16 protein-coding genes and 2 pseudogenes are annotated in these 24,850 nt (G+C 41.6%); 8 read left to right on the top strand and 10 right to left on the bottom strand.

Annotation, left to right across the window (positions count from 1 at the left end):
- Position 1: 1 nt before the first annotated feature.
- Positions 2-1,360, bottom strand: coding sequence for an outer membrane protein assembly factor BamB (locus J9318_RS03200; protein WP_244731839.1), 1,359 nt, complete (start codon positions 1,358-1,360; stop codon positions 2-4).
- Positions 1,361-1,501: 141 nt separating this feature from the next.
- Between J9318_RS03200 and J9318_RS03195 the strand changes: the two genes are divergently transcribed.
- Positions 1,502-2,326 (top strand): hypothetical protein, encoded by an 825-nt coding sequence (locus J9318_RS03195; protein WP_210561104.1) that lies wholly within the window; start codon positions 1,502-1,504, stop codon positions 2,324-2,326.
- Between the two features lie 30 nt (positions 2,327-2,356).
- Here the strand turns inward: J9318_RS03195 and J9318_RS03190 are convergent, their stop codons facing one another.
- The 3 genes from J9318_RS03190 to cdd form a co-directional block, all read right to left on the bottom strand.
- Positions 2,357-4,135 carry a class I SAM-dependent methyltransferase gene (locus tag J9318_RS03190; protein ID WP_210561103.1) on the bottom strand — a complete coding sequence of 593 codons (1,779 nt, stop codon included), beginning with the start codon at positions 4,133-4,135 and terminating at the stop codon, positions 2,357-2,359.
- Positions 4,136-4,230: 95 nt separating this feature from the next.
- Complete coding sequence (locus J9318_RS03185) at positions 4,231-5,028, bottom strand: hypothetical protein (RefSeq protein ID WP_210561102.1); 798 nt, start codon at positions 5,026-5,028, stop codon at positions 4,231-4,233.
- A gap of 77 nt (positions 5,029-5,105) precedes the next feature.
- On the bottom strand, positions 5,106-6,029 hold the full coding sequence (cdd, locus tag J9318_RS03180; RefSeq protein WP_210561101.1) for a cytidine deaminase: 924 nt from the start codon (positions 6,027-6,029) through the stop codon (positions 5,106-5,108).
- A 381-nt stretch (positions 6,030-6,410) separates the two neighbouring features.
- Here cdd and J9318_RS03175 point away from each other — a divergent pair, with 381 nt between their 5' ends.
- Complete coding sequence (locus J9318_RS03175; RefSeq protein WP_210561100.1) at positions 6,411-7,532, top strand: M28 family metallopeptidase; 1,122 nt, start codon at positions 6,411-6,413, stop codon at positions 7,530-7,532.
- On the opposite strand, the gene J9318_RS03170 is transcribed toward J9318_RS03175, so the two are convergent.
- Positions 7,525-8,382 (bottom strand): LytR/AlgR family response regulator transcription factor, encoded by an 858-nt coding sequence (locus tag J9318_RS03170; RefSeq protein ID WP_210561099.1) that lies wholly within the window; start codon positions 8,380-8,382, stop codon positions 7,525-7,527. The two genes, J9318_RS03175 and J9318_RS03170, sit on opposite strands and share 8 nt — an antisense overlap.
- 208 nt (positions 8,383-8,590) lie before the next feature.
- Between J9318_RS03170 and J9318_RS03165 the strand changes: the two genes are divergently transcribed.
- Positions 8,591-9,874 (top strand): acyltransferase family protein, encoded by a 1,284-nt coding sequence (locus J9318_RS03165; RefSeq protein ID WP_210561098.1) that lies wholly within the window; start codon positions 8,591-8,593, stop codon positions 9,872-9,874.
- Between the two features lie 77 nt (positions 9,875-9,951).
- Here the strand turns inward: J9318_RS03165 and J9318_RS03160 are convergent, their stop codons facing one another.
- Positions 9,952-10,587 carry a YceI family protein gene (locus J9318_RS03160; protein ID WP_210561097.1) on the bottom strand — a complete coding sequence of 212 codons (636 nt, stop codon included), beginning with the start codon at positions 10,585-10,587 and terminating at the stop codon, positions 9,952-9,954.
- A gap of 181 nt (positions 10,588-10,768) precedes the next feature.
- On the opposite strand from J9318_RS03160, the gene J9318_RS03155 reads away from it, so the two are divergent.
- Positions 10,769-12,439 (top strand): hypothetical protein, encoded by a 1,671-nt coding sequence (locus J9318_RS03155; RefSeq protein ID WP_210561096.1) that lies wholly within the window; start codon positions 10,769-10,771, stop codon positions 12,437-12,439.
- Between the two features lie 61 nt (positions 12,440-12,500).
- Here J9318_RS03155 and J9318_RS03150 read toward each other — a convergent pair whose 3' ends face one another.
- Positions 12,501-13,544 (bottom strand): DcaP family trimeric outer membrane transporter, encoded by a 1,044-nt coding sequence (locus J9318_RS03150; protein ID WP_244731836.1) that lies wholly within the window; start codon positions 13,542-13,544, stop codon positions 12,501-12,503.
- Between the two features lie 206 nt (positions 13,545-13,750).
- On the opposite strand from J9318_RS03150, the gene acs reads away from it, so the two are divergent.
- Together acs and J9318_RS03140 are read left to right on the top strand one after the other, a co-directional pair.
- Positions 13,751-15,694 carry an acetate--CoA ligase gene (gene acs / locus J9318_RS03145; protein WP_210561095.1) on the top strand — a complete coding sequence of 648 codons (1,944 nt, stop codon included), beginning with the start codon at positions 13,751-13,753 and terminating at the stop codon, positions 15,692-15,694.
- A 24-nt stretch (positions 15,695-15,718) separates the two neighbouring features.
- Entirely contained in the window at positions 15,719-16,369 is a 651-nt protein-coding gene (locus J9318_RS03140; RefSeq protein WP_210561094.1) for a response regulator transcription factor, read from the top strand.
- A gap of 75 nt (positions 16,370-16,444) precedes the next feature.
- Here the strand turns inward: J9318_RS03140 and J9318_RS03135 are convergent.
- The 3 genes and pseudogenes from J9318_RS03135 to J9318_RS03125 all read right to left on the bottom strand — a co-directional run bounded on the left by J9318_RS03135 (position 16,445) and on the right by J9318_RS03125 (position 22,527).
- Positions 16,445-19,884: pseudogene (locus J9318_RS03135) on the bottom strand (PAS domain-containing hybrid sensor histidine kinase/response regulator).
- A gap of 37 nt (positions 19,885-19,921) precedes the next feature.
- Positions 19,922-20,683 (bottom strand): exonuclease domain-containing protein, encoded by a 762-nt coding sequence (locus J9318_RS03130; RefSeq protein WP_210561093.1) that lies wholly within the window; start codon positions 20,681-20,683, stop codon positions 19,922-19,924.
- The gene (locus J9318_RS03125; protein ID WP_210561092.1) at positions 20,683-22,527 is read right to left on the bottom strand and encodes a putative nucleotidyltransferase substrate binding domain-containing protein; all 1,845 of its coding nucleotides are present in this window, start codon (positions 22,525-22,527) and stop codon (positions 20,683-20,685) included. The genes J9318_RS03130 and J9318_RS03125 overlap by 1 nt, the downstream gene beginning before the upstream one ends.
- 237 nt (positions 22,528-22,764) lie before the next feature.
- On the opposite strand from J9318_RS03125, the pseudogene J9318_RS03120 reads away from it, so the two are divergent.
- Positions 22,765-23,017: pseudogene (locus J9318_RS03120) on the top strand (DUF4212 domain-containing protein).
- A complete protein-coding gene (locus J9318_RS03115; protein ID WP_210561091.1) occupies positions 23,017-24,753 on the top strand; it encodes a sodium:solute symporter family protein in 1,737 nt (578 codons plus the stop codon). Before J9318_RS03120 ends, J9318_RS03115 begins: the two are co-directional and overlap by 1 nt.
- Positions 24,754-24,850: the final 97 nt, after the last annotated feature.

Below are 24,850 nucleotides of genomic sequence, written 5' to 3'. Positions count from 1 at the left end.
TTTATTTAGATACACCGGTATTTTGATTATCACGGTGGATTTTAGCCCACGTATTTGTCATTAAGCCGGTGCTGTCAGTTTGAATAGCAAACACTTTACCCGTTGCGCTCGACGACGATAATTCCGCTTCAGATAAGCCACCAATATACAAAATGCCTGAGCTGTCGATAACCGGAGATGACCAAGTGACATTCACTTTTAGGTCATACTGCCAGGCTAATGTACCGCTTGGAGTGTAGGCATAAAGCAAGTCAGTTTCTGATGCAAAGTAGATATTGCCGTTGTCGCCAATAGTTGGTGAAACGTATACATCACCCGGGATAGACACTTTCCATTTCACACTTTGGTCGTTCATGTCTAGCGCATAAAATTCACTGTTTTCGTTACTCTTTGTGCCAAAGTATAGCGTTTGTCTAGACTCATCAATCGCTACCGACGAGCGAATATGCGGCGCTTCAATAACGTTAGGTGTGGTTAATCTAAAGTCCCAAAGCAACTCTAAATTGTCATTAAACGCATATAAAATGCCAGCTTCAGAGCCTAAATAAACATTGTTGTTTGAGTCAACCGCTGGCGAAGACAATACTAAGTCTTGTGGAAAAGTTTCGATATCAGCAAACTCACCAGACACTTGATAAGTGGTTAGGTTTAATTTAAGTAACCTACCTTCATCGTAATAAACCAGCTCGCCGTTATTATTTAGCGCACCATTTACAAAGCGATCTTGGCGGCCACTGCAATTACATAAGCGCTCAAAAAGTTTAGTACCCGAATCTGCGTTAAAAACGAAAACATCTAAGCCGGTGTAAATAATTTGATCGCCCGTTGCCACCACTTTTGTTAAGCCTGAGCCAGTTTGGCTGCCGTATTCTGATACACGTTGTCGCCAAATTTCATTACCTGCGGCGCTTAATGCCACTAAGTCTCGATAGCTTTTATTAAATTCGGCAGTACGCTTATCAACGGTAAAATAAATATTGCCTTTGTGCACCACTGGGCTCGAGCGAACCTCTTCAGCATTAGGCAAGGTGTACTGCCATTTAACATTGCCATTTCGGTCGTATGCTGCCATAACGTCGTTGCCCGCTGATGCATTTCTAACATTCTTTGCAGTGCCTACATAAATCGTTTGCTCGTCTGCACTTAACGCAGGAGACGAGTAATAGGCAAAACTCGTCGTTGGCAGGGCAGCATCCCAAACCAATCGAGAACTTGAACCACTACTAGAACCGCCTGAACTGCCACCAGACTCACCACCAGAACTTGAACCGCCATCCGAAGAGCCACCTCCTCCACCGCCACAGGCTGCAAGCACAGCAGTAAAAGTCAGTATTTGCGCTAATTTAAGATAATTGTTCATTCGGGTGTATCCTTACGTTAGTATTCTTGGGCTTGTATTTATAAACGCCACTTTAGTTTATTATTTGCACAAAACATTGTATTTATTAACGTTTATAATAACTACTAAAAATTTACTTATTTGTCGGAAAGCAAATACCAGATGAAATATATTTTTTTAAGTTTGATGTTTATGGCACTTTTGTCGCCTTGGGTATTAGCCGAACAGAAACCATTAAAGCTTGAAACTGGTTTATGGGAAGGCATTAGCGACTCTGTGGGGTTGGACTATCACCTGTTACAAATAAATGAAGGTGGCGAGCATGCTTTTTTCACTGCCAATTTCTCCAGCGCATTTCGCGATGGTAAGCGCATACCTTTTACCAATAATGACATTGTCTGTACGCAATCTGAATGCACTGTGACTGTAACAAGCCCTAAAAACAACAAAAGAGCACTCCGTTTTATTATTGTGCCAGCGCTAGGCAATACGGACTCACTGCATGTTTTAGAAACCGCCTTTTCATATGAAAAGCCAGTACTTAGCCAAAGCTACCAACTGGAGAAAAAAAACGGTCCTTCTACCGTTCGTGAATTTATTAACCTATACAGCAACACACTCAAACTAATGCAAAGCGAGCGACCTGATTATGACGGAATCAATGGATTTTGGATTGGCGTTGCTGATTATCATAATAAAAAACAACTCATCGCTTTAAATGTTCAGCCAGGCGAGTCATCTGAATTTGTTTATTTTGCTAATGGCTCAGACGTCGTGATTAAATCGACCTTTAACAGTGATGACATCATACTTAATAGCGACAAAGATAACCCGTTCATTACAATTAAAACCAGTCACCCAACCTTTGCAAATCAAATTGTACTGCACCAGCAAAACAAGAATATGATAAGCGGCCACTGGTATTCATATCACAAGGGACAAGCGCTGGAAACGGCCTCGTTTCAGTTGTATAGGGTTGAGCGTTAGGGTTATTAATGGTGTTGAAAACACTAAAAATTACCACTCTCGCAATTGCTGCATTTCTTTCAATCGACCTCTTTGCATCATTAGTGCTTCAAATAAATCATCAATTGATGTGTTGTTTGAGTCTAACCCGGGTAGCGCAATATTAGCTTCTGCAAAAAAGCGTTGCTCGTATTTTTTTTCATCACTAAGCCACGCATTAATCCACCAACTCTGCATTCTATCCTTCGAAGCCTTTAACTTATGCTCCGTTGGTAGACGATCTCGCTTTTCGTTATTAACTTTGCTGTCACTAGGAACCAAATTCCACAAATCATTATTTGGCCATCTTGAAAACGGCATACTGTGATCTATGTCGAATTTTTGCTTAATTGCTTTTGCGGACCATATACATTCGACTTTTTGTGAAGCTTTTAAGGTTTCGACACGTTGCCGAACTTCTGTTGTTGTCCGTTTAGGTTCTAACCAGTCTAGCGCTTTATAAAGTTGATATTGGGCCTCAGGATGTGAATACTTTTCATTACCTTTGTAACTTGCCATGGTTTTTACCCACTCACTCACAAGTACAGGCTCAATCCAACAAGCATAACGATTAAATGCTAACCAAGTTGATTCAGGCAGTGAAAATTCACCCCACTGCTCAAGAGTCGTTAGATCAAGAAACAAGCTATCTTTGGCTTTCACAACTTTGCTTTCTACTTCGAACACAGGCGTTGAACTGTTGGGGAACGTAATATACTTACAAGGCATATTTTTTATATTTCGTAAGGCTGCCGACAGTGTTTTATGAAGCGCTTTGGCATCATCACCGTTAAATAGATTTCCTATCCGGTAGTCAGATGCGACTCGGTGAGTTAACTTATGCCACCCATCTTCCTTCATGAAACCCATATTAGCGCTTTTAGCTGGCGTTTGAAAAAGGCCATGTAAATCTATTAAATCTTTATATTGATGACACCAATAAAGCGCAACTAAACCTGCTGGTAATATTACTCGATCACCATCAGGCGAGGACTCTCTTCTTAAAACAGCTCCAGCATGACCGTCTGCGATTCTCAATAAAACACGCATCAGTGCCAATTTATGGGTCGCTGACTTTCCGTCATTAATCGCGACATGCCGAATAAATGGAAAAGCACCTGTACCGTCGTCAGGCATTGCCAAAACAACAGTTTGCCAACTTACATGGCCACGGCCTAATTGATCTTTGTCTAGTTCGGTTTCAAGTTTTACAAACAAGCCATGTTCACTGGCGAGCTTTTTTAGTTCGTCGGCGCTGACATCATACATATTACGATTTTTTCGTTCATCGTCGGTATGACCGTGGCGCAGTGAAATAACTAACTGGCCACCCGGCTTCAATATATTAGTGAGTTTTCGAAAGGCGCGAGCGCGGTCAGTTGGTGGTATGTGCATCCACACCGCACTGAGTAAAATAAGATCAAAGCTGATTTCGAGTTTGGTGGTATTTTCCAACGCTGGCAAGGTATCTTGCAACCAAGTTACACCTAAGCCTTTGGTAGTTTGCTCTCCCCATTTAGCTAGTTCGGCGGCGGGCTCAATGGCAAACACCTGACCTGTGCTTTCAGTAGACTGGCCTGAGCTTTGACTGCTGTTAATGTTTTGCAATTGCTCAGCAAAATATTTGGCGTCACGACCAGAGCCACCACCCACATCTAAAATTCGTACACTTGTTTTATTAAGAGTGGCTGGTAATAAGTGAATCCAACTTTGATGCACTTGCTCAAAGCTTTTACTTAGATACTGCGCTGACACTTCCTGTGCATTCAAATTATAAAACTCGTTACTCACTCGCGTTCCTTGTTTATTACTGTGAACATTAAAACTATGGGCTTCTGCTAGTTAGTTGGAGCCCGAGCCAACGATTCGAGCCCTAAAAAAGTTCCTTATTCAGTGGTGGGTTCTTGGTGCTCTTCTGGCATTTGGCTAGTTACCCACTCAAAAGACTTCGACAATATACATAGTTCAATAACAGCGCCGACGATGGACAACACTGATATTGCTAATTGCAAACCAAGAGGGTTACCTGAAACGTCACTCATCATGGTAGTAGTAAATCTATTTACTATCGTTGCCAATAGTATTGGCAAAAAAGAAATGACAAAAAATAGACGCAAAGCATAAGGCTTTGTTGCCGCCCATGAAGTATTAAAATTGAAGTAACGGCCAACCGCAGCGCCAGGTAAAATAAAGCTAATTCTTGAAAACACGTAACCAAATACAAGCATACCAGCCCATTCGGCTAGGTTGTATCCGAAATAGACCTCGGTTGGCACTAACTGTGTGTCGAAGATATTAACAATCATTGAGCCAAGACCAACCGTTAATAATAGCCCTACAATTAATGCAAATATTAACTTTAAACCAGCAACAAAGAAGTCAGCTTCAGAGCTCGCCCAACGGAATGTTGATAACTGCTTTACTTCTTCTTGAGGGCACAAAAATATTCGATGGCAAGCAACGCCTGCAAGTACACTGGTGGCAATTACAAATGGAAGTAAAACTATGTTGAAGGCACTGTTACCCATTTGAGTAGCCAATACAGGAAGCAATAATGCAACGATTAGATACGGCCAGCCCAAACGAAAAATTGTAGCGGCATTTTCAAAAGGTAAGCGCAAGCTAACGGTTAGTATTTGTATAACTGGCAGTGGTTTTAATGCGTTGTCATTGTGAGTATTCATAACGTCCTTGTTTTTATCAACCTAGCTATTAATTAAATATAGCGTTTAAATGTACTCACTGGACTATATACAACTACCTATACTTTTTCACCTAACAAATGAACAAATTCAATACCTTGCGGCAAGCTGGTTAATACGTTTTTGGTTGCGCCCAGTTGATTAGCTTGGCCTTTCACTTCTGCTAAGGTAATTCGTTTAATTGGGTGTTTGTTTGGGTTAAGCCCATGCAGCGCCATTATGCTTAGTGCACTTTGCAATGGTGACAAACTCGGATTGTAGGCACAATTCTCGGCATATCGACCAATAAATTTTGTGTCGCCATGGCATTCAATCATTACTGCACTTGGGTTTTTAGTGTAAGGCGCATACGACGAGTTCACCGCGTGCAACAGGTCTTTATCAATGTCAGTAAAAGCAATGCCGTTATTAATGGTATCAAACAACATCACATCGCTGCCTAATACTTCTGGCGAAAAGGGATCAGGCAGTAAGTCGTCTAAGCTCACGCTTTTACCTGCAATATTCATTGGCATTAAACGCGCGTCTCTTACTTCATTAATAAACTGTCGGCAAAATCCACAAGGTGCAGCGTTGATAACCATAGCAGTAATTTTTGATTCGCCATGATGCCATGCATTATTAATGGCGGCTTGTTCTGCATGAACCGTTAAGTTAAGTGCCTCACCAGCAAATTCTAAATTGGCGCCAAAATACAAATTCGCCACTTGCTGCTTGGTGTTGGTGTTTTCCACAACATCGGTTAACTGCCCTTGCGCTATAGCCCCAGCGTGAAACTTAGAAATAGGCGCGATAGCGAACAATTCACAAACCGGTAACAGCATTTCTTTTATTGTGTCAAAAGAAACGGCGTGCTGTGTCATTAACGACAAAACTTGATGAGATTTTAATACACCGCCTTGCATGGCGATAAGTTCGAAAAGGTCTTGTAACTCACATTGGCTTAGCGAGCTTTTTGGGTCTGTTGCGTTGCAATGATTCATACATAAAATGACGTTGCTTAAGGCACAGTACTATAAATAAAAATGCCTAGAGAGTGAAGTGAAAGTTTACCCATCACCTCTAGATTAAACGTGTTCGCGGGTTTTCTCGGCTATTTTTAATCAAACTTAATACTAGCGAGGTTGCAGAAGGTTAAGGCAATAGATGACAAACACCCTTTATATAACTATTGTTTTTAAAAATAACCTTCCTTAGTTAATGGTAGCGCGTTACTCGCTGTGTTGAACTTAAGGCTACACAAGTTTAAAACTAAGTGTTTTCACTTCCTATACATAAAATAAAGGTTACAATTTATTGAGTTTTATTTAACAAACCTTTTTACCAGCTTTTTCAAAAAGCTAGATACTAACTTTGGAGTCGGTGTGAATTTTATTAAACGTTCGGTCATGTTATCCATTTCACTTATTTTAATTACTACAGCAATGAGTGCCACAGCCGTCGGTACTGCCGTAAATTCAGCGGAGAATTCAGCAGAGAGCTCGGCTTGGTCTGAGTTTGTAAAAGTAGCCGATTATATTGAAATTAAAGCCGACCGTGTTGGTGGCTCAGAGCAAGAAAAACAAACTGCTGAGTGGATAGCGTCGGAATGGAAAAAAGCGGGTTACGAAGTCACAATGCAAGCCTTTAGTTACACTCTGCGTACTAAAAACTATAATTCTCAAAACCTGTTTATTGATATAAAAGGTCAATCGGACAAGTTATTAGTGGTCGGCGCGCATTATGACTCGGTAGGTGTAAAATCAGGCTCACAAGGTTTAATTGATAATGGTTCAGGTGTGGCGGCGTTGTTGTCTCTCGCTGACTTATTAAGTGCTAACGCTGCGTCTTCAAAGGAAAACACAACTTTACCTTATACCGTTCGACTCATTGCTTTTGGTGCAGAAGAACGCGGTTTGCAAGGCTCTGTCGCCTATGTAAATAACAATGACACCAGCAACATGATAGGTATGATTAACTTAGATACGATTATTGGCGGCGACAAGTTGTACGTACACAGCGCACACTCAAAACCTTATCGCTGTGACTACATAAAAGAAATCAACTACGTAAGCGGCACTGAGCTGCGTGAAGGTATTCGAGCGGTTTCAACACAACTTTACCCAGACACACCTCACTTATTACACCAAGAATACAAAGGTTACCCTGAGGGCGAAACTGGATCTTGGTCGGATCATTCTCCGTTTGCCTGCAGCGGCGTAACCACAGCCTATATTGAAGCCACTAACTTTGCATTAAACGGTAAACGAGGCAACGACGGTTATTCTCAAGTGGCTGATAAGGCTTACTGGGATTGTTTTGACGAGAAAAACTTAACCAGCTGTAACCGTGATGATGAAAAAGCCTGGGGCGAAATTTGGCACACTAAATTTGATAAAAAGACGGCGCTATTTCCAGTGATGAAAGAGCACTTAAAAAACCAGCAACAACAAAATGTGAAGGTGCTGCTGGAGTTTGTGAAACAAGCAAATAAGTGGGTTAAGTAAACGTTTGCTTAAAAGCGTCTTTATAACGGCGAGACAACATGAGTGTTTTGCCGTTTTTAAGTTTCACTTCACTATCGCCACTCGCTAATGGCGTAATAGATTCAACCATATCGAGCCGAATAGCGTGAGAGCGATGGATACGACAAAAACCGCGTTCACTCAGCTGTTTAGTTAAAGCCGTAAGCGTTGTTCTAATTGGATATATGCGTTGGTTAATGTGTAAATTAACGTAATTGCCCGATGACTCTAGCCACTCTACGTCGTCAATTTTTATTATAAATTCTTTGCCTAGCTTTTTAACGAGCAGTCGGTCTAGGTTCATGGCCGGTTTGTCGCTGTTGTCTTCGCCTTGAGCAATAGGATTAGCCTCACCTTGCAGCTGACCAACAATAAATTGATACCCTTTAATAACAATCACAAAAAAGATGAAGCTCCACAGATCTTTTCGATATTCGTATAGTAGTTCGAAACCCACTTGGCCAAAATCATAATCACGACTTACCAGCGCATAAGCAATCTCGCGCATGCCTACCATTAGGCCAACATGACTTAACGAGAACAGTATCGAAATTAAAAAATAAAATGCCAGTGAACGTTTTATGCTCTGCCATTGAAATGGGTATTTTTTTAGTAAGTAGACTATGGCGGGAAACAATAGTAACGAGCTTAATCCGCTAGAATATTCCCAAACAAAGGGCTCCCACAGACTAAAGGGTAATGCATCCGTCACTCGACTTTTTTCCATGATGACGGAGGTCGCCAACACCGTGGCATTAATTAAAAAGTACGCAATTAATGCGCTAACTTCATACCTGAATTTATAACGCTGAAAGTGAGATAAGTAGTTCATTTATTTTGTTCACAAGTGATTGACCTTATTACGATATATTATTCGGTCGCATTATTCCCTATATTCTGAAAGTAATTCATCACACTCAGCCACCGCTTGTCCCTATAGCCCGTCACCAAACACTTTTCCCACTTTATTCCGACAACGCTATGACAAACTGTCGTTATAGAAATTGATGTTGTAAAAGAGCATATGGAGCAAGCCCGTGATGAAATTTAGCATTAACAATTTATACCAGTTGTTCAACCATTACTTTGTACCGAGTCGCATTGATTTGCCTGGTCGCCGCTTTGATTTAGATTGGTTACGAGTTGGTGTATTTGGATTACTGATATTTTTTCATATTGGTATGCTTTATGTTGAAAATTGGGGCTATCACTACAAAAGCCAATATCAGTGGCAAGGTTTGGAATTAGCGATGTTGATGATTTCACCATGGCGTATGGCAATTTTATGGTTGATATCGGGCGTCGCTATTCGTTTTTTATTGGTGAAAGTGTCTATTGAGCGTTTTATTTTTCTGCGCTCAATTCGCTTGTTGCTCCCTTTGTTGTTTGGAATTTTGGTGATTGTGCCGCCACAGCTGTATGTTGAAATGACTCAAAAAGCCGCACTCGATATGTCCTACTGGCAATTCATGCTGGAGTTTTTCTCTGCTGACACCACACTATTTGACGACTTTCAGGCCGGGATATGGCCCCATGTCGATGTTAATCATCTGTGGTATTTACGATCGTTATGGCAATACTCTTTGGCGTTAGTTTGTTTATTGCCGTTACTAAACGCACACTGGGTTGAGCAACTTTTTCATTGGATATTGCGTCAACACTCTGCGGTGGCCACTGCAATAATGACACTGCCTATTTTTTTGTTGCAAACATTTTGGGATCCCGACACGGTTCGTTATCCACTGGGATTCACCTTTATGCTTTACGGGTATGTTATTGGCTGGTCACCGTTATTTTGGCAACGCTTAAAAGCAGGGTTGCCTTTGTTGCTCAAAGTCACGCCGATTGTTCTAATTAGTTTTGTTTGTTTTTACCAATTTATGTGGCTACCGTTTGGCGACGATTCGCACCCAGCTTTACAGATTTTGGGCCTAATTAGTTACAGTCTTTCTCGAACGCTAGGGGTATTAACGTTATTGTCGCTGGCCTATACCTACCTAAATGTAAAATCAGACAAACTCAACTATTGGTCTGAAGGCGTATACCCTTTTTATATCTTGCATCAAAGCATTCTTATTGTGGCGGCTTACTGGCTATCACGCGTCGATTTTGGTGGTTTTGGCGCGGTATTAGAGCCTATTGCTGTAGTCGTTATCACGATAGCCGGATGTTTAGGTTGTTATGAGGTGATTAGACGAAGCTCGCTTTTACGGCCTTTATTTGGCATGAAACAAGCGGTGGCTTATTCTAATCAAGCCCAGCGGCTTGGATATGTTTGCGCCAGTATTTTAATTTTACCACTGGCGCTAACCTTACTGCTTTAGCTAATTTGATTTGGTGCTTAAATACCTAGTGCTTGGTATTTACCTGTTAGCTGGTATTTACTTGGTAACTAGTTGTATTACTTGCTAGGTAGTTCAAAAGTTAACTTAAAGGTGACCGGAACCGATGTAGCAATTGACGGTAAGCCCGCAATTTTTTGCAAGGCGGCAATGCCATCAACCAGTCCAAACTGTGACGCATCCACTACCGCTGGTTTGGTGCTGTAAATCACAATTTTATTGTCGGCTATCTTTACCACGTCTGAATGAGCGATCAACTTTTGGCTTTGGCCGTGCAAGTTTAGGGTAACCGGTACGTGACGATGAAATGATTCACCAACTTTTAGCGCTTTAAGTGCATCTAGAGAAACCTCGGTTTGCACTTGGGCCGTGGTAAATTCGTTTGTGTTAAAAAGCATAGACTTCATGCGTTCGTTTCGAATTTCGATGCCGGTTTCAACGCTCGTTAAGTCTATTGTTATTGTCGCTAACCCTTCTTTATCGATGTGGCCATTTAACGACTTAAATTCATGAACTTCACCAATACTGCCGCTTTTTATTGAGAAAAACGTAAGTAAAGATTGTTTGCTTTTCAATTCGTAGACACTATTTTTATGATGGCCGGCTAATGCTTGAAAGGATGATCCAAATACTGACATAGCCAATACAGATGTAAGTAGTAGCGGTTTGATTGATAATAGGTTTTCGAGTTTCATTATGGATCCTTTAAATAATTGAATACCTGAGCAGGCACTAAAATAATTTTAATAGGAATACTAAACTTTAGCGACAAAAGATCAAACGTGTAGCCGTTGAACAGCAAGCAAAAATCAAATCGTGCATTATTTAACCAGAAGAGTATGCTAATAATTCTATCTGGCCATTAAGGAAAATATTATGCGCCTATTTAAGCTTAAATCAGGGTTGATACAGCTTTATACTGTCGTACTGCTTTTATCACTCTTTTCAAACTCAATTCACGCTAATACTTCTACTACTCAACAAAACCAAAATCATAGTGCGCGCATTAATGGCGTAGCCGACTTTTTATTAGAACGAGCACAAGACACTGCTTTGTATTTATACGAGCAAAGTATCCGTGATAACAAAAATTTACAGTGTTACTTTCCAACCACTTACGACACGCTAAACAGCTATCAACAAGGGACTTTAAAGATTTTTATCAGTTCTAAAGCGCAGTGGCAAAATGCGATTCGAAATGACATGGAAACCCTGCTGGTTCGTAGTTTCGCAAAAGAAATCGAAGCTAATGTTAACTTCGGCAACAAACAAGTGCCTATTGCCAATACCGTCATCGGTATTATGCAGCAACTAGATATTCGGTACACGACAACGACAGGCGCAACAGCTTATTCGCCATTAACAGTGACTATGTTTGACGCTGATTCTGAGTCACGCAAAAAAATGCAGGCCTTTTATCAACCTTTTGAGGAATTGCTGGCCAGTTTAGCCGTATTTAAAGCCTACACGCCTAGCGAGACTGGCAGTATTTGTAACTTACCTCGCTTTAACTATCTTCAATTTACCCAACAAATTAATGGCTTAACCGCCTTACCTGACACCTTAAAAACCTGGCTTGAGCACGTTAAAAAGCACCAAGCGGATTTACGCCCTTCTGCCCAATTGTTAACTAAGTTTCCAACTGAGTCTGAAGCTTGGCAAGCCGTTTGTGAAAAAGCCAATACTCAAAGTCCTCAAGCTTGTACCAGCCGTGAACATTTTGTTCAGCAACTGATCACAACGTTTAGTTTGCAACCCGGCTTTGATGCGCAGGCTTATTTGATAAATGACATGGCGGTACTGCCAGATTCTGGTGATATTGAAACCTTGTTGGCTGATTACAAAGCCTTAATCAGCCCAATTAAAAAACTTTATGACAGTGTAAAGGCTGTGCAATCAAATACTCAAAATAATCAACAGTCTACGTCTGAGTTAGCACAACAAGCCCTAGCTTTGATAAAAAAATGGTGGAAGGTGCAACATCCTAATGACACTGAAAACCAAGAATTGTGGAAACTATCCAAACATATTCAATTTTTTGCTTTGTTAAGTGATGCGAACACGGCTGATGAAGTTAAAGGGATTTTATCGACCTTTGCTCTGCCAGCCACGGGTTTTTGGCAAAAGCGAACACCGGAGCCGCACTTGATGGTCACCTCATATTTTGGTGCCGCGTACAATATGAAGTCTAATGATTTAGCAAGTTCGAATAGTGAAAGTCATAACAATGGCTTTTATGTGCCTATTGGTTTGGAATACACCGTTGATCGCGACTGGCTAGGCTTAAACGAAGGGGCACTGAGTATTATGGTTGCGCCTTTTGATTTTGGTTATCCCATCAACTTAAAGCTAAATGGTATTGAGCAAGACTTTGAGGTGGATGAAATATTTGCGCCTTCTTTGGCCGTTAGTTATGGACTACAGAAGTGGCCGTTAGTGGTTGGTGTTGCTTATCAAAAAGGCGCTAAATTTGACGAGCAAGCAAGCAGTGAAAGCAGAATGTTATTGTTTGTTGCCTTTGATATGCCCTTATTTAATTTAATGTAATCACTCGGCAATAAAAAAGAGAAGCCTTTGCTTCTCTTTTTTTATTTCATGATCTGCGTAATTACAAATTGTATTTAGCACTAAATTGAACGTAAGTTGATTCGGCGTTTTGTTCGGCCATTTCAAAGCTACCCACTTCTACGCCAATAGCGAGGTTCGATGTATAGTTTTTAAATACATTTACTCCCCAATGGGTTCTGTCTACGTCGGTTTTATCTGTGGTGATATTGCCATAAAAGACTGAGCTTCGAGTATCCTCGTTCCAAAAATGGCGATAAGCAACCATGTAGCTAGTCGACTCCTCAGCTTCTTCGCCAACTATGTCTTGCGCTGCCGTTACACCAACATAACGGCCTACATTGCCTGTGTGAATTTGGAAACGAAAATCGTCTTTGCCAGTTGTTACAATCTTACCGGCTACCGATATACCAAATGCTGTTTCGCTGTTATCCATTGGTGTATGCAGCTGTCTAAATAATCCAGCCACTGAAACATTACCCCAGTCGCCTTTGAAGTTATATTTTGCTACCACATCTGGCATAACATCTTGCGTTGGATCACCACCGTATGACTCTGGGTTTTCAATCGCAAACTGCCAATTACCATTGGTGTATCTCACTTGGTTATTACGAACAAAAGCCTCGCCTACCATTGGGCCTGCAAAGTCTGCAGTTTCAGCAAGTGCTGAGGTATTCATAAAGGTGGTCCACGTTTGACCAATTAATACGTCTTTGTATTTAATAAAGGCATGACGTAAACGCGGATGCGATGAATTTGAAATAATTTCGTTCCCGCCGCCACCAAAAAAGTCCATCTCGACAAATGCCGTTACGTCGCCATTGCTATATGTCGTATTAATACGTGACTCATTGGCAAACATTTTAAATTGCGATACATCTTCAGCCAAAACCGTACCGGAACCAATCCAAAAGTCTCGATAAGCGATATCACCATCAACATAACGGCCATCAATTTTTATATAACCACCAAATTTAATTTTTTGATCGTCACTAATTTGAATTTCGTAGGCGGCATTGGCTATCGTGCTAAAGCCCATTCCTAAGCCTAACATCGACACCAAAAGTAGTTTGTTCGCGTTTTTCATCCTGCTTCCCCAAGTTTATTTATTATATGAGGAGCAAGACCCAACTCTCACTTGCCTCCTCAACACTGCATCACAGTATCTATTGGCTATATAAATGCACAATTAGTCTTTAGTCTATTCGACTATGGTCTAATACCTTTTTTAGACCTAAAGCTTTAAAACAGTTACGATGAATTTAGGTGATAGTTTAAACAAAGGTAATTGACATGACTGCTAGCTTGTATCCCGTTGCGGATTTTGAATATAAACACGACAACGCACTTTCAATGGAAGAGTACAAAGTGCTTTATCAATCTTCTATCAATCACCCAAATGAGTTTTGGGGCGAACAAGGTTTGCGTCTTGATTGGATGAAACCCTATACCAAAGTAAAAAACACCTCATTTAAAAAAGACAACGTATCAGTTAAATGGTTTGAAGATGGCACGTTAAATGTTAGTGCCAACTGTATTGACCGTCACCTGCCAACACGCGCAAAAGACACGGCTATTATTTGGGAAGGCGACTCTCCAGGCGTTGATAAACGCGTAAGCTACCAAGAACTGCATGACGAGGTTTGTAAACTAGCTAATGGCCTGAAAAAACTTGGCGTTAAAAAAGGCGACCGTGTCATTATTTACATGCCAATGGTGCCTCAAGCTGCTTATGCCATGTTAGCGTGTGCTCGGATTGGCGCTATTCACTCTGTTGTTTTTGCTGGTTTTTCTCCTAACGCGATTGCCGACCGAATTATAGATTGTGGTGCTAGCGTTGTTATCACTGCCGATGTAAACAAACGTGGTGGCAAGCCATTACCACTTAAGGAAAACGTTGAAGAAGCGCTAGAGCGTGATGACGTTAATTGTATTAAACACACTGTTGTATTTAATAACGGTGCGCCAATCAATCCGCTCGCAACCACACAAGTGTGGTGGCATGACTTAGTATCAAACTGCGCCATGACCTGTGAACCAGAAGAAATGAACGCGGAAGATCCTTTGTTTGTACTTTATACCTCTGGCTCTACTGGTAAACCGAAAGGCTTAGTTCACACTTCTGGCGGTTATTTAGTGTGGGCGTCGATGACCCATGAAAAGATATTTAACTACAAACCTGGCGAAGTGTATTGGTGTGCCGCTGATGTAGGCTGGATTACCGGCCACACATACATTGTATACGGGCCACTGGCTAATGGCGCAACGACGGTAATGTTTGAAGGCGTGCCTACCTATCCAGACGAGCGTAGAATTGGTCAAATTATTGATAAGCATCAAATTAGTATTTTATATACCGCGCCCACCGCGATTAGAGCCTTGATGTGTAAAGGTGATTTAGCCGCACAAGATTCAACACGCGACTCACTAAGATTACTTGGTACCGTTGGCGAGCCAATAAACCCTGAAGCATGGCAATGGTATTACGAAAAAGTGGGCGAGAAGAAGTGTCAGATTGTAGATACCTGGTGGCAAACTGAAACGGGCGGCGCGATGATCACGCCACTTGCGGGTACGACAGATTTAAAACCTGGCTCAGCAACGTTACCATTTTTTGGTGTACAACCGGCACTCGTAGATAGTGATGGTAATGAATTAGAAGGCGAAGCTGAAGGTAACCTCATCATTAAAGATTCGTGGCCTGGACAAGCTCGTTCTATTCATGGCGATCACGAACGTTTTGGTCAAACTTACTTTTCGGCCTACGACAATGTTTACTTTACTGGCGATGGATGTAAGCGCGATGCCGATGGTTATTACTGGATTACTGGCCGCGTTGATGACGTGCTAAATGTGTCTGGTCACCGCTTAGGTACGGCAGAAATTGAAAGCTCTTTAGTGGCGCATGAAAAAGTAGCTGAGGCTGCCGTTGTGGGTTACCCGCACGATATTAAAGGCCAAGGCATTTATGTTTATTTAACGCCAATATCGGGCACGGAAATAACGCCTGAGCTGACTAAGTCGGTGCGTGATTGGGTTCGTCATGACTTAAGCCCTATTGCTACGCCAGATATGATTCAATGGTCGCCTGGTTTGCCTAAAACACGCTCAGGAAAAATTATGCGTCGTATTTTACGCAAGGTGGCTGCCAATGAGCATGATCAATTAGGTGATATTTCCACCTTGGCAGATCCGAGTGTTGTTGATAACATCATTGAGAACAGACTAAATAAATAGCAGTTTTGCTCAAATGGATCATTTATGGCTCACTTTTTAATTGCAGATGATCACCCTTTATTTCGTGAGGCACTTATTGGTGCCTTACGTTTGCAATTTGCAGACTTGGAAGTGGCCGAATCGGATTCGTTAGAATCCACCATTCAACAAATTGATCAAAACCCAGATCTTGATTTGGTGTTATTAGACTTACACATGCCGGGCAGTGGTGATCTGTACGGCATTATTCGTATCCGCGAAGACTTCCCTGACATTCCTGTAGCCGTTATTTCTGGCTCTGAACAGCTTGATGTTATTTCAAAAGTTATGGGCTTTGGTGCTATGGGATTTATTCCTAAGTCGTCACCGTCGGCGCAAATTGCTAGTGCTATTAACTGCATTTTAGACGGCGATAGCTGGTTACCTGAAGGCATGGCTGGGAAAATTAAAGCATTGAGCAAGGACGATCTTGATTTAGCCAATCGGGTTGCTGAACTCACACCACAACAATACAAAGTGCTCTACTTATTGCACGAAGGTTTGCTTAACAAACAAATTGCCTATGAGTTGCAGGTAACGGAAGCAACGATAAAAGCACATATCACCGCTATTTTCCGCAAACTTGGGATTAACAGCCGCACTCAGGCGGTATTGCTCGCTGAGAAACTCCAACTAACTCCCGTTGAGCCAGCCTAGCTTTTAACAAAGTATTTTAACAAACATCTTACCCACTTATCTAAGATAAGCTCCTAGCCAAAGAGGCCAACCAAATTAGTCTGCATCACGTTGTGCTTTTTGAATAAGGCTCTTTAACCACGATTTTAACGGTGCTGGTTTTAACGGTTTTAACATGTACCTTACCCCTAACGCATCGCATTGCGCTTTGAGCTCCTCATCTTTCATTGCGGTGACCAATGCGGCCGGTATCGCTTCTTGAAAATGTGAACGGATAGACTGAATAAGCTCTAAGCCGGTTATATTAGATGGCACTAGCTGATAGTCCACCAGCAATACATCGGGTTTGGTGAAGCTTGGGTTTGAGCTATCAGGCGCACAACTGGCTAAAAAATCACTGACTTGTTCAACGCTCGAAAAACATAAACATTGGCATTGCCATTTTTCGAGCAAGGTTTTAGTGGCGTCTAAGTTTTGAATTTCATCGTCAATGCAAATAACGTTAAGTTGATTAAACTGGCTCGATTCAAATTGTTCAAACTGATTATTTTGTATCGTTAGACTTTCTGATCCTAACGGTACGGTCACACCAAAACACGAACCTTTACCTAACTTTGAAGTCATTTTTATTGGGCATTTTAATTGCGAACTCATACGTTCAACAACACTGAGCCCCAGCCCTAAACCTTTGGCACTGCCGCTATGGGTTCGATAAAAGGCGTCAAACACGCGATCGTGCTCGGCTTTTGAAATGCCCTCTCCCGTATCCCATACCTCAATTCGTACACCTTGTCCACCCTTACGTAGCCCAACTAATACCTTACCTGTTTCTGTGTACTTAACCGCATTTGATAAGAAGTTTTGTAAAATACGACGCAAGTAGGTTGCATCGCAATGCACGGTAACATCTTGCCAATGCTGAACAAACTCTAGGTTTTTTGCTTTACATTGGGCGGAAATTTCATCACACAACTGTGCCAATATAGTACTTAGCTTAAAGTGGCTCAGGCTTGGTTTAAGCGCACCTTGTTCTAATTTTGAAATCTCCAACAAAGTGGATAACAAGTCTTCCATTGCCGATAGTGACTGATCGACTTTATTTAATGTGCCCTGCTGTTCTGCGTTTAGCGCATCTTCACTTAATGACGACAAGTACAAACGAGCTGCATTTAGAGGTTGCAAAACATCGTGGTTCGCCAGTGCTAAAAATCTCGATTTAGAAGCGTTAGCATCGTCCGCTTCTTGTTTGGCTTTTTTTAACTCTTCGGCAATTTCACTAATTTCATTAACGCGTCGTTGTACGGTATCTGTTAAATTGATGTTGGCATCCTTTAGGGCCTTTTCGGTTTCAACAAAACTGGTAATGTCGTTAAAACTCGTAACAAATCCGCCCGTTGGTAAAGGGTTACCCACCATCTCAATCACTTTACCGTCGGTTCTTCTGCGAATAAAGGTGTGACTCTTGCCGCTTTTAAGGTGCGATAGACGTTTATTGACTAAGTCTTCTAGTTCGCCATGTCCGCATTCGCCTCGCTCGGCATTAAAACGAATCAACTCTTTAATTGGTAAGCCAACTTGCACCATATGATCAGGATACTCAAACAGCTCTAAATATCTTTTATTCCATGCGACCAAATTCAAATTAGCGTCTACCACACTGACGCCTTGGCTAAGGTTCTCAAGAGAGCTAAATAAGATTGCCTGATTGTTTTTTAATGCTTGTGTGGTGTCATCAAAGAAGTTAACCACATCTTCCACATCAAGTTGCTTGCCGGACAGTACAATATTTACCAATGACTGGGCCGATGACGCACCTAAAACACCGCCGAGCATTCGTTCACAGTAATTCACAAATTGATGGGTTAAGTCGTCATCTTCGTTTAAGTTAAGCCGATGCTCTTGTTGGTACTCAACAAAAAGTTGGGCACTGCGTTCGCTGCCTAAAAACGTCATAAGTAAATCTTGTAAGTCTTTTACTCTGGCTTGAGTATGACGTAATTTTTGGCCGGACAAATCAGCACGGGTATTAGGATAAACAAATGCAGTCGCTTGAATTTTGTCAATGAGTCGTTCGCGAGCAAAGAAAAGATGTAATAACCTACGCTATTTGCAATAAGTGAGATGATGACACCTTGGCTAATCACCGAGCTTTGACTGCCTGGGTCTGTTGACGATGCAAGTGGCATTAACAAGAACATAAGCCAAGTTAAAAATCCCATAAGCAAACCTGCATATACACCATTGGCATGGCCTTTTCGCCAATATAAACCACCTATAATTGGTGGAAGCAACTGAATGACTAATGAAAAAGCAATCAGTCCAATGCTATGCAATGACGTTTGTTTTGCCCAAACAAAGTAATAAGCAAATGATAAAAACAAAATTGCGCCAATGGTCACCTGACGAAGTTGGACGATACGATGCTGATATTTTCCTTCAGCTAGTATTTTTTGCTGTTCACGCTTTAATACCAAAGGCATAAATACATCGTTGGTGATCATGGTACTCAGAGTTAGCGTAGCAACGATGATCATTGCGCTTGCTGCAGATATGCCGCCAATAAATACCAACAACGTTGCCCACTGGTTGTTTACAAACATTGGCATCTGCATGGTAAATATGTCTTTGCTAACGCCGCTATCTGCCAAAAAATGATGCCCTGCGGTTGCAATAGGCACTATCGCAGCAATGGTTAACAATAAATATAACGGAAATAGCCAACGTGCCGTATTTAAGTTTCTTTTGTCTGAGTTATCCACCACCATGACATGGAATTGTCTTGGTAAACAAAGTATTGCTGCTGCGGCCATAAAGGTTTGGACAATAAAATCCGTTGACGTCATGGTTGACCATTGCCACTGACTTGTGGAAACGGATACGCCCTCTGCAGCAGAATCACTAAGTAAGGTTACCGCGATTGAAGCAGAAATAATTAAGCCTAGTAGTTTAAACATAGACTCAAAGGCAATCGCAAAAATAAGTCCCGAGCGATACTCGGTCACATCGGCTTTTCGCGCACCATATAAAATGGCAAACAATGCAATAACAAAGGTCGCGACTAATGCAGAAGTGGCTTGTTCTGATTCAATATTGGATATCACCGAAAATGCACTAAAGCTGGCGTTAATGGCTTTAAGCTGCAGTGCTATGTAGGGAATAATCGCCAATGTGGCAATGATAGTGACAATAAGCGCCGTTTGCTGACGTTTACCGTAACGCGATGAAATGAAGTCGGCAACTGAGGTTACATTTTGCTTTTTACTTACTGTGACCAGCTTAGCGAGTATTGGATAACCAAAGGTAAATAACAGAATGGGGCCAAGTAAAATGGGCAGGAATTGCCAACCCTCTGTGGACGCGGTCCCTACGGCGCCAAAATACGTCCAACTGGTACAATAAATACCTAACGCTAAACTGTAGATAATCGGATGATGCGTTACTTTTTGAGATAATGTGCCACCTTTATCGCCCCAACGCGCAAGCATGAACATAATGCCGACATAAACAATTGAAACGGCAAAAATAGCAAAAGTCATACGGTTTCCTTGATGGTTGTTATTGCCCTACTCACGTTTATACCACCACATCTTTGAGGGTAAGTGACGCTAAATCTCGCTCTGACATCATGGCTAAATAAAGCTCGGCTGTTGCCACCGCATCACCTAACGCATTGTGCGCATTGTGATTTGGCAAATAATAACGCTGCCGCAAGTTGCTCAGCGTAAGATCACGAGGTTCAATAATAAAGCCTTTTTTACGCAACGACTCGTTGGCCAATAACAACGTATCTATCATTGGAAACTGCGGCTTTATGCCATAGAGTTCCCAACAGGCTTGAGTTAAAAAAGCTCGTTCAATTTTGTTAAAATGCACCAACATTACTTTTCCTGCAATCGCTAAGAGTAATTCATTAACCACGACATCTAGCGACTTACCAGCTTGACTTTCTTGTTCGGTAATTTGATGTACACAAACATTATCATTGTCTAATTGTTGTTCAACATCAATGATTTGATGATAGTGCTTGGCTAAAAATATTTGTTTTCGCATAACATCAACACAGCCGACGCTAAGTAGTTTGTCCCTTTGAGGATGCAGACCTGTCGTCTCAAAGTCCACTGACACGATCGGTACTGTACCAAGTGATGTTGATAAGTCGGGCAAGGGTGTTGATAAAAAGGCACGAATTCCGGCATATAAGTCAGGCTCAAAATCAATTATGTCATGGTGTGGCTTAGAGTCCTCCAAAACCATTTGAAACTGATTCTTTGTGGCTATTCGTTGGCTTTCGTACTGATACTTTTTGGGTGAAAACCACTTGGATAATAAACGCATTAATAGACAACCTGTCTTGCATCTTGCAGATCTTTTATGACTTTAAACGCGTCTTTTAAATAACTGCGCTGAAGTCTAGAAATATCTTTGGGTGATAAAAAGTTACTTGGTTTTTTATTGTCTTGTATTTGTTGAGCATTCAACTCGATGCGCAATTGAATTAAAAACTCATACGCGGCAATTAAGCTTCGACCCGCAGGTTTTGACAGTATGCTCGTTCCGGATGCTAGCTTTAATCGTTCTAACGTAGAATTATTCGGTAAGCCTAGCGCTAACGCGTAAATTCTTGCTAAGTCGACAATGGGTGCAATCGCGTTGTGTTTTAAGTCCATGGTTGATTTGTTTTCGCCTGATGGGATCAAAACAAAATCTCTAAAAAAACCCAGCGGTGGTTTATTTGCGATGGCGTTGCGACTTAAGTGCGCAATAAATAACGTGTTTTTTTTAGTTGCTGATAAAACTTTATTTTTGATATTTTTCAGTAATTGTTTTTCGCCATAAATCGCTTCCAAATCAAAAAATACACTACTGTTTAATAAGGCTTGTGGGCTAGGTGTAGAAACCCATTGATTAAAATAACCCTGCCACTTTGATTCGCTCTGACACCACTTTGCATTGCTCGCCATAATATCACCGGGACAAAAAACAAAACCGCAGTCGTTTAAACCATCACAGACCCAGTCGGCTAATGTTGCAAAATAGTGTTTGTCTGAATCCGTTGCTCCGTCACCGTATATCAACGCATTGTCTTGATCGGAAAAGGCTAGCTGCTCTCCACGAGCCTGAGAACCAGCGCATAACCAAGCAAACGGAACCGATGGCTGATCTAGGTGAGACAATTCCACTTCGCCCAGCTGTATTAATCTAACCGTAATGGCTTTTGAAAGCGCCGTTATGCTTTTGGCGATAGGCGCCGCGGAAATGCCTAATTTTGTTAAGTTAATTTGTAACTGGGGCAACAGCTGTGCAATTTGTGCAAGTTCGTTTGTTGATCCTGCCTTACGTATTGCACTTGTTAAATGTGCGGCATTTTGCCCTTCTTTATGCATTAAGTCGGTAAGTGTTAACATACCGTATAAATCATTATTTTTAGTAACCGGCAAATGATGAATACCCTTATCTATCATGATCAGTAACGCATCAAAGGCGATTTGATCTGCTTCTATCGTTGCCATTTTTTCGGTCATGATGTTACGGATGGGCAATTGAGGATCTAACGCTAAGGCGACACAGCGGGCTCTAATGTCTTTGTCGGTAACGATGCCAAGATGCGTGGTACTGTCGACGACCACTAAACTTGAGTACCCAAGTTCTGTCATCTTAATTGCTGCATTTTGAATGGACTCATTTTGCTCGATTGTCGCCACTGGACATTTCGCAAAGTCTTGTACCGTCATGTTATTCAGTGGAGAGCGCTCAACTTCGCTCAATTGCTGAGAAATAAGTGAGTCGTGTATGCGCTGTTCGGGGGCTTTTAACCAATGCGCTAAAATTTCTGGATAGTCCTTTAACTGCAGCTGCAATTTTTGAATATTGGCAAGATAAACAAGAGCGTCTTCTTCTACTTCAAGCTCACTCGCTAAAGCCATGCTATCTATAACAATAACGTCGCCATCACTATATTTGGCTATTACGTGGTTATTATTGTGCTGTGCAATAACGCCTTTTTTAATAATTAACATGACCGGCTGTTCTTGCACTAAGGTCGTTTCACACGTTTCTTGATGCCGAAGATAACTAATAGAAAAACAAGCAACCAGGTCACCCAATGCGGATTTCGGCAAAGGTTCGAATGCAGGAATGGCAGCGATAAACGCGATTTGCTCGGTCAATTCTGTATTCATGGCATCCTTTTTCACTTATTTTATTTTCTTCACCCTACTGTTTTAGGCGCTTTCAAGCCGAAATGCAACGAATAACCGAGGGTCTTAGACTAAAGTTTAATACCTTTGTAGAACGCCTTCTTGCTAACTTAAGCTCAGTCATTTGTATATCGATTAGATGTCAAACAGCAATTGGGTGGACGACGGTTGATGTACAAATTCTAACTTTGTTTAACAAAGATTAATTTGGAGCGTGTCGTGGAACATAAAACAACATATTGGCAGGAAAATCTGCGCTTAAATATTTATATGCCTCATCATATGGTTTGTTGTCTCATATGGATTTGGCATTTTGCTGGTTGAGCAACTCAACGAATTTAGACTTGGCGGTTACAAACTAGGATTCTGGTTTGCTCAGCAAGGGTCTATTTATACATTTGTTGGTTTAATTTTTTGGTATACAAGGCAAATGAATAAACTCGATGCCAAATACAAGGTGGAGGACGAATAATGGATGAATTAAAACTCTATACCTATATTGCGGTTTTTGGGTCTTTTGCTCTTTATTTCGCCATTGCATGGTGGGCTCGTGCAGGCTCAACCAGTGACTTTTATGTTGCTGGCGGTGGCGTAACACCATTCCAAAACGGCATGGCAATTGGTGCTGACTGGATGAGTGCCGCATCATTTATTTCTATGGCCGGACTAATTGCCTTTTTAGGCTACGGCGGCTCTGTATTCTTAATGGGTTGGACAGGTGGTTACGTCTTACTAGCCATGTTGCTTGCTCCCTACATGAGAAAACACGGTAAGTTTACTGTACCTGAGTTTATTGCTGACCGTTATTATTCAAAAACGGCACGTATTGTTGCTGTTGTTTGTTTAATTGTGGCATCGCTTACTTATATCATTGGTCAAATGAAGGGTGTGGGCGTTGCGTTCTCTCGTTTCTTAGAAGTTGACTACGATTTAGGTTTATACATAGGTATGGGCGTTGTTTGGGTTTATGCTGTGCTTGGTGGCATGAAAGGTATTACCTACACGCAAATCGCACAATACTGCGTACTTATTTTTGCTTACACCATTCCTGCCGTGTTTATTTCACTGCAGCTAACTGGTAACCCAATTCCGCAGCTTGGTTTAGGTAGTACCTTGGCCGATGGCAGTGGCATGTATTTATTAGACAAACTAGACCTGGTTGTAACGGATTTAGGCTTTAAAGAATACACCACTGATAATATGGGTGGCACTTTAAATATGTTCGCGTACACCTTATCGCTGATGATTGGTACAGCAGGTTTACCTCACGTAATTATGCGTTTCTTCACGGTTCCTTCTGTTAAAGCGGCACGTTCGTCTGCAGGTTATGCATTAGTATTTATCGCTCTGTTATACACAGTAGCACCTGCTGTTGGCGCAATGGCTCGTCTTAACCTTATGAACACGGTAGAGCCTGTTGCTGGTCAAAACCTAGAGTATGCTGAGCGTCCTCAGTGGTTTAAAGATTGGGAAAAAACAGGTCTATTACAGTTCGAAGATAAGAACGGCGACGGTAAAATCCAATACACAGCAAATGCTGAAACTAATGAAATGACGAAGGTTGATCGTGACATTATGGTATTGGCGAACCCTGCTATAGCAAACCTACCTAACTGGGTGATTGCTCTTGTGGCCGCAGGTGGTATTGCCGCGGCACTGTCAACCGCCGCTGGTTTATTGTTGGCAATATCCTCGTCGGTTTCCCATGACTTAATGAAAGGGGTGTTAACTCCTAATATTTCTGAAAAAGACGAGCTCATGGCCGGACGAGTGGTAATGACCATTTCCATTATTGTTGCAGGCTACCTTGGTTTAAATCCGCCTGGCTTTGCCGCTGGTACTGTTGCATTGGCCTTTGGTTTAGCTGCATCAAGTTTATTCCCAGCATTAATGATGGGTATATTTTCTAAAAAAATGAGTGGCACAGCTGCAGTAGCAGGTATGTGTGCAGGTTTAGGCGTGACTATGTTGTATGTATTCCAACATAAAGGATTCATGTTTATACCGGGCACTTCATTCTTAGGTGGCATGGAAGAAAACTGGTTCTTAGGCATTTCGCCTAATGCCTTTGGTGCTGTAGGCGCTATCGTGAACTTTACTGTTGCATTTATCATGCTTAAGTTTACTGGCCCTGCACCACAAGAAATCCAAGACATGGTAGATAACTTCCGTGTCCCTCATGGAGCTGGAAAAGCGCACGCACACTAAACATGTGTTTTTACCCTTTGGCTTCCCATTTGATTCTACATTTGGGAAGCCATTTTTTCTGGTAAATTGAGTTAGTTATTTAGTTATTTAGTTATTT

The sequence above is a fragment of the Psychrosphaera aestuarii genome, from assembly GCF_017948405.1.
Taxonomy (GTDB): domain Bacteria; phylum Pseudomonadota; class Gammaproteobacteria; order Enterobacterales; family Alteromonadaceae; genus Psychrosphaera; species Psychrosphaera aestuarii.
The sequence above is the reverse complement of the archived record's forward strand: the minus strand, read 5'-3'. Positions and strand labels throughout refer to the sequence as shown.

What these genes read in the sequence shown, in the direction of transcription:
- J9318_RS03200 (WP_244731839.1), bottom strand. Translation starts at nt 1,360, where the DNA reads ATGAACAATTATCTTAAATTAGCGCAAATACTGACTTTTACTGCTGTG.
- J9318_RS03195 (WP_210561104.1), top strand. Translation starts at nt 1,502, where the DNA reads ATGAAATATATTTTTTTAAGTTTGATGTTTATGGCACTTTTGTCGCCT.
- J9318_RS03185 (WP_210561102.1), bottom strand. Translation starts at nt 5,028, where the DNA reads ATGAATACTCACAATGACAACGCATTAAAACCACTGCCAGTTATACAA.
- cdd (WP_210561101.1), bottom strand. Translation starts at nt 6,029, where the DNA reads ATGAATCATTGCAACGCAACAGACCCAAAAAGCTCGCTAAGCCAATGT.
- J9318_RS03170 (WP_210561099.1), bottom strand. Translation starts at nt 8,382, where the DNA reads ATGAACTACTTATCTCACTTTCAGCGTTATAAATTCAGGTATGAAGTT.
- J9318_RS03165 (WP_210561098.1), top strand. Translation starts at nt 8,591, where the DNA reads ATGAAATTTAGCATTAACAATTTATACCAGTTGTTCAACCATTACTTT.
- J9318_RS03160 (WP_210561097.1), bottom strand. Translation starts at nt 10,587, where the DNA reads ATGAAACTCGAAAACCTATTATCAATCAAACCGCTACTACTTACATCT.
- J9318_RS03155 (WP_210561096.1), top strand. Translation starts at nt 10,769, where the DNA reads ATGCGCCTATTTAAGCTTAAATCAGGGTTGATACAGCTTTATACTGTC.
- J9318_RS03150 (WP_244731836.1), bottom strand. Translation starts at nt 13,544, where the DNA reads ATGAAAAACGCGAACAAACTACTTTTGGTGTCGATGTTAGGCTTAGGA.
- acs (WP_210561095.1), top strand. Translation starts at nt 13,751, where the DNA reads ATGACTGCTAGCTTGTATCCCGTTGCGGATTTTGAATATAAACACGAC.
- J9318_RS03140 (WP_210561094.1), top strand. Translation starts at nt 15,719, where the DNA reads ATGGCTCACTTTTTAATTGCAGATGATCACCCTTTATTTCGTGAGGCA.
- J9318_RS03130 (WP_210561093.1), bottom strand. Translation starts at nt 20,683, where the DNA reads ATGCGTTTATTATCCAAGTGGTTTTCACCCAAAAAGTATCAGTACGAA.
- J9318_RS03125 (WP_210561092.1), bottom strand. Translation starts at nt 22,527, where the DNA reads ATGAATACAGAATTGACCGAGCAAATCGCGTTTATCGCTGCCATTCCT.
- J9318_RS03115 (WP_210561091.1), top strand. Translation starts at nt 23,017, where the DNA reads ATGGATGAATTAAAACTCTATACCTATATTGCGGTTTTTGGGTCTTTT.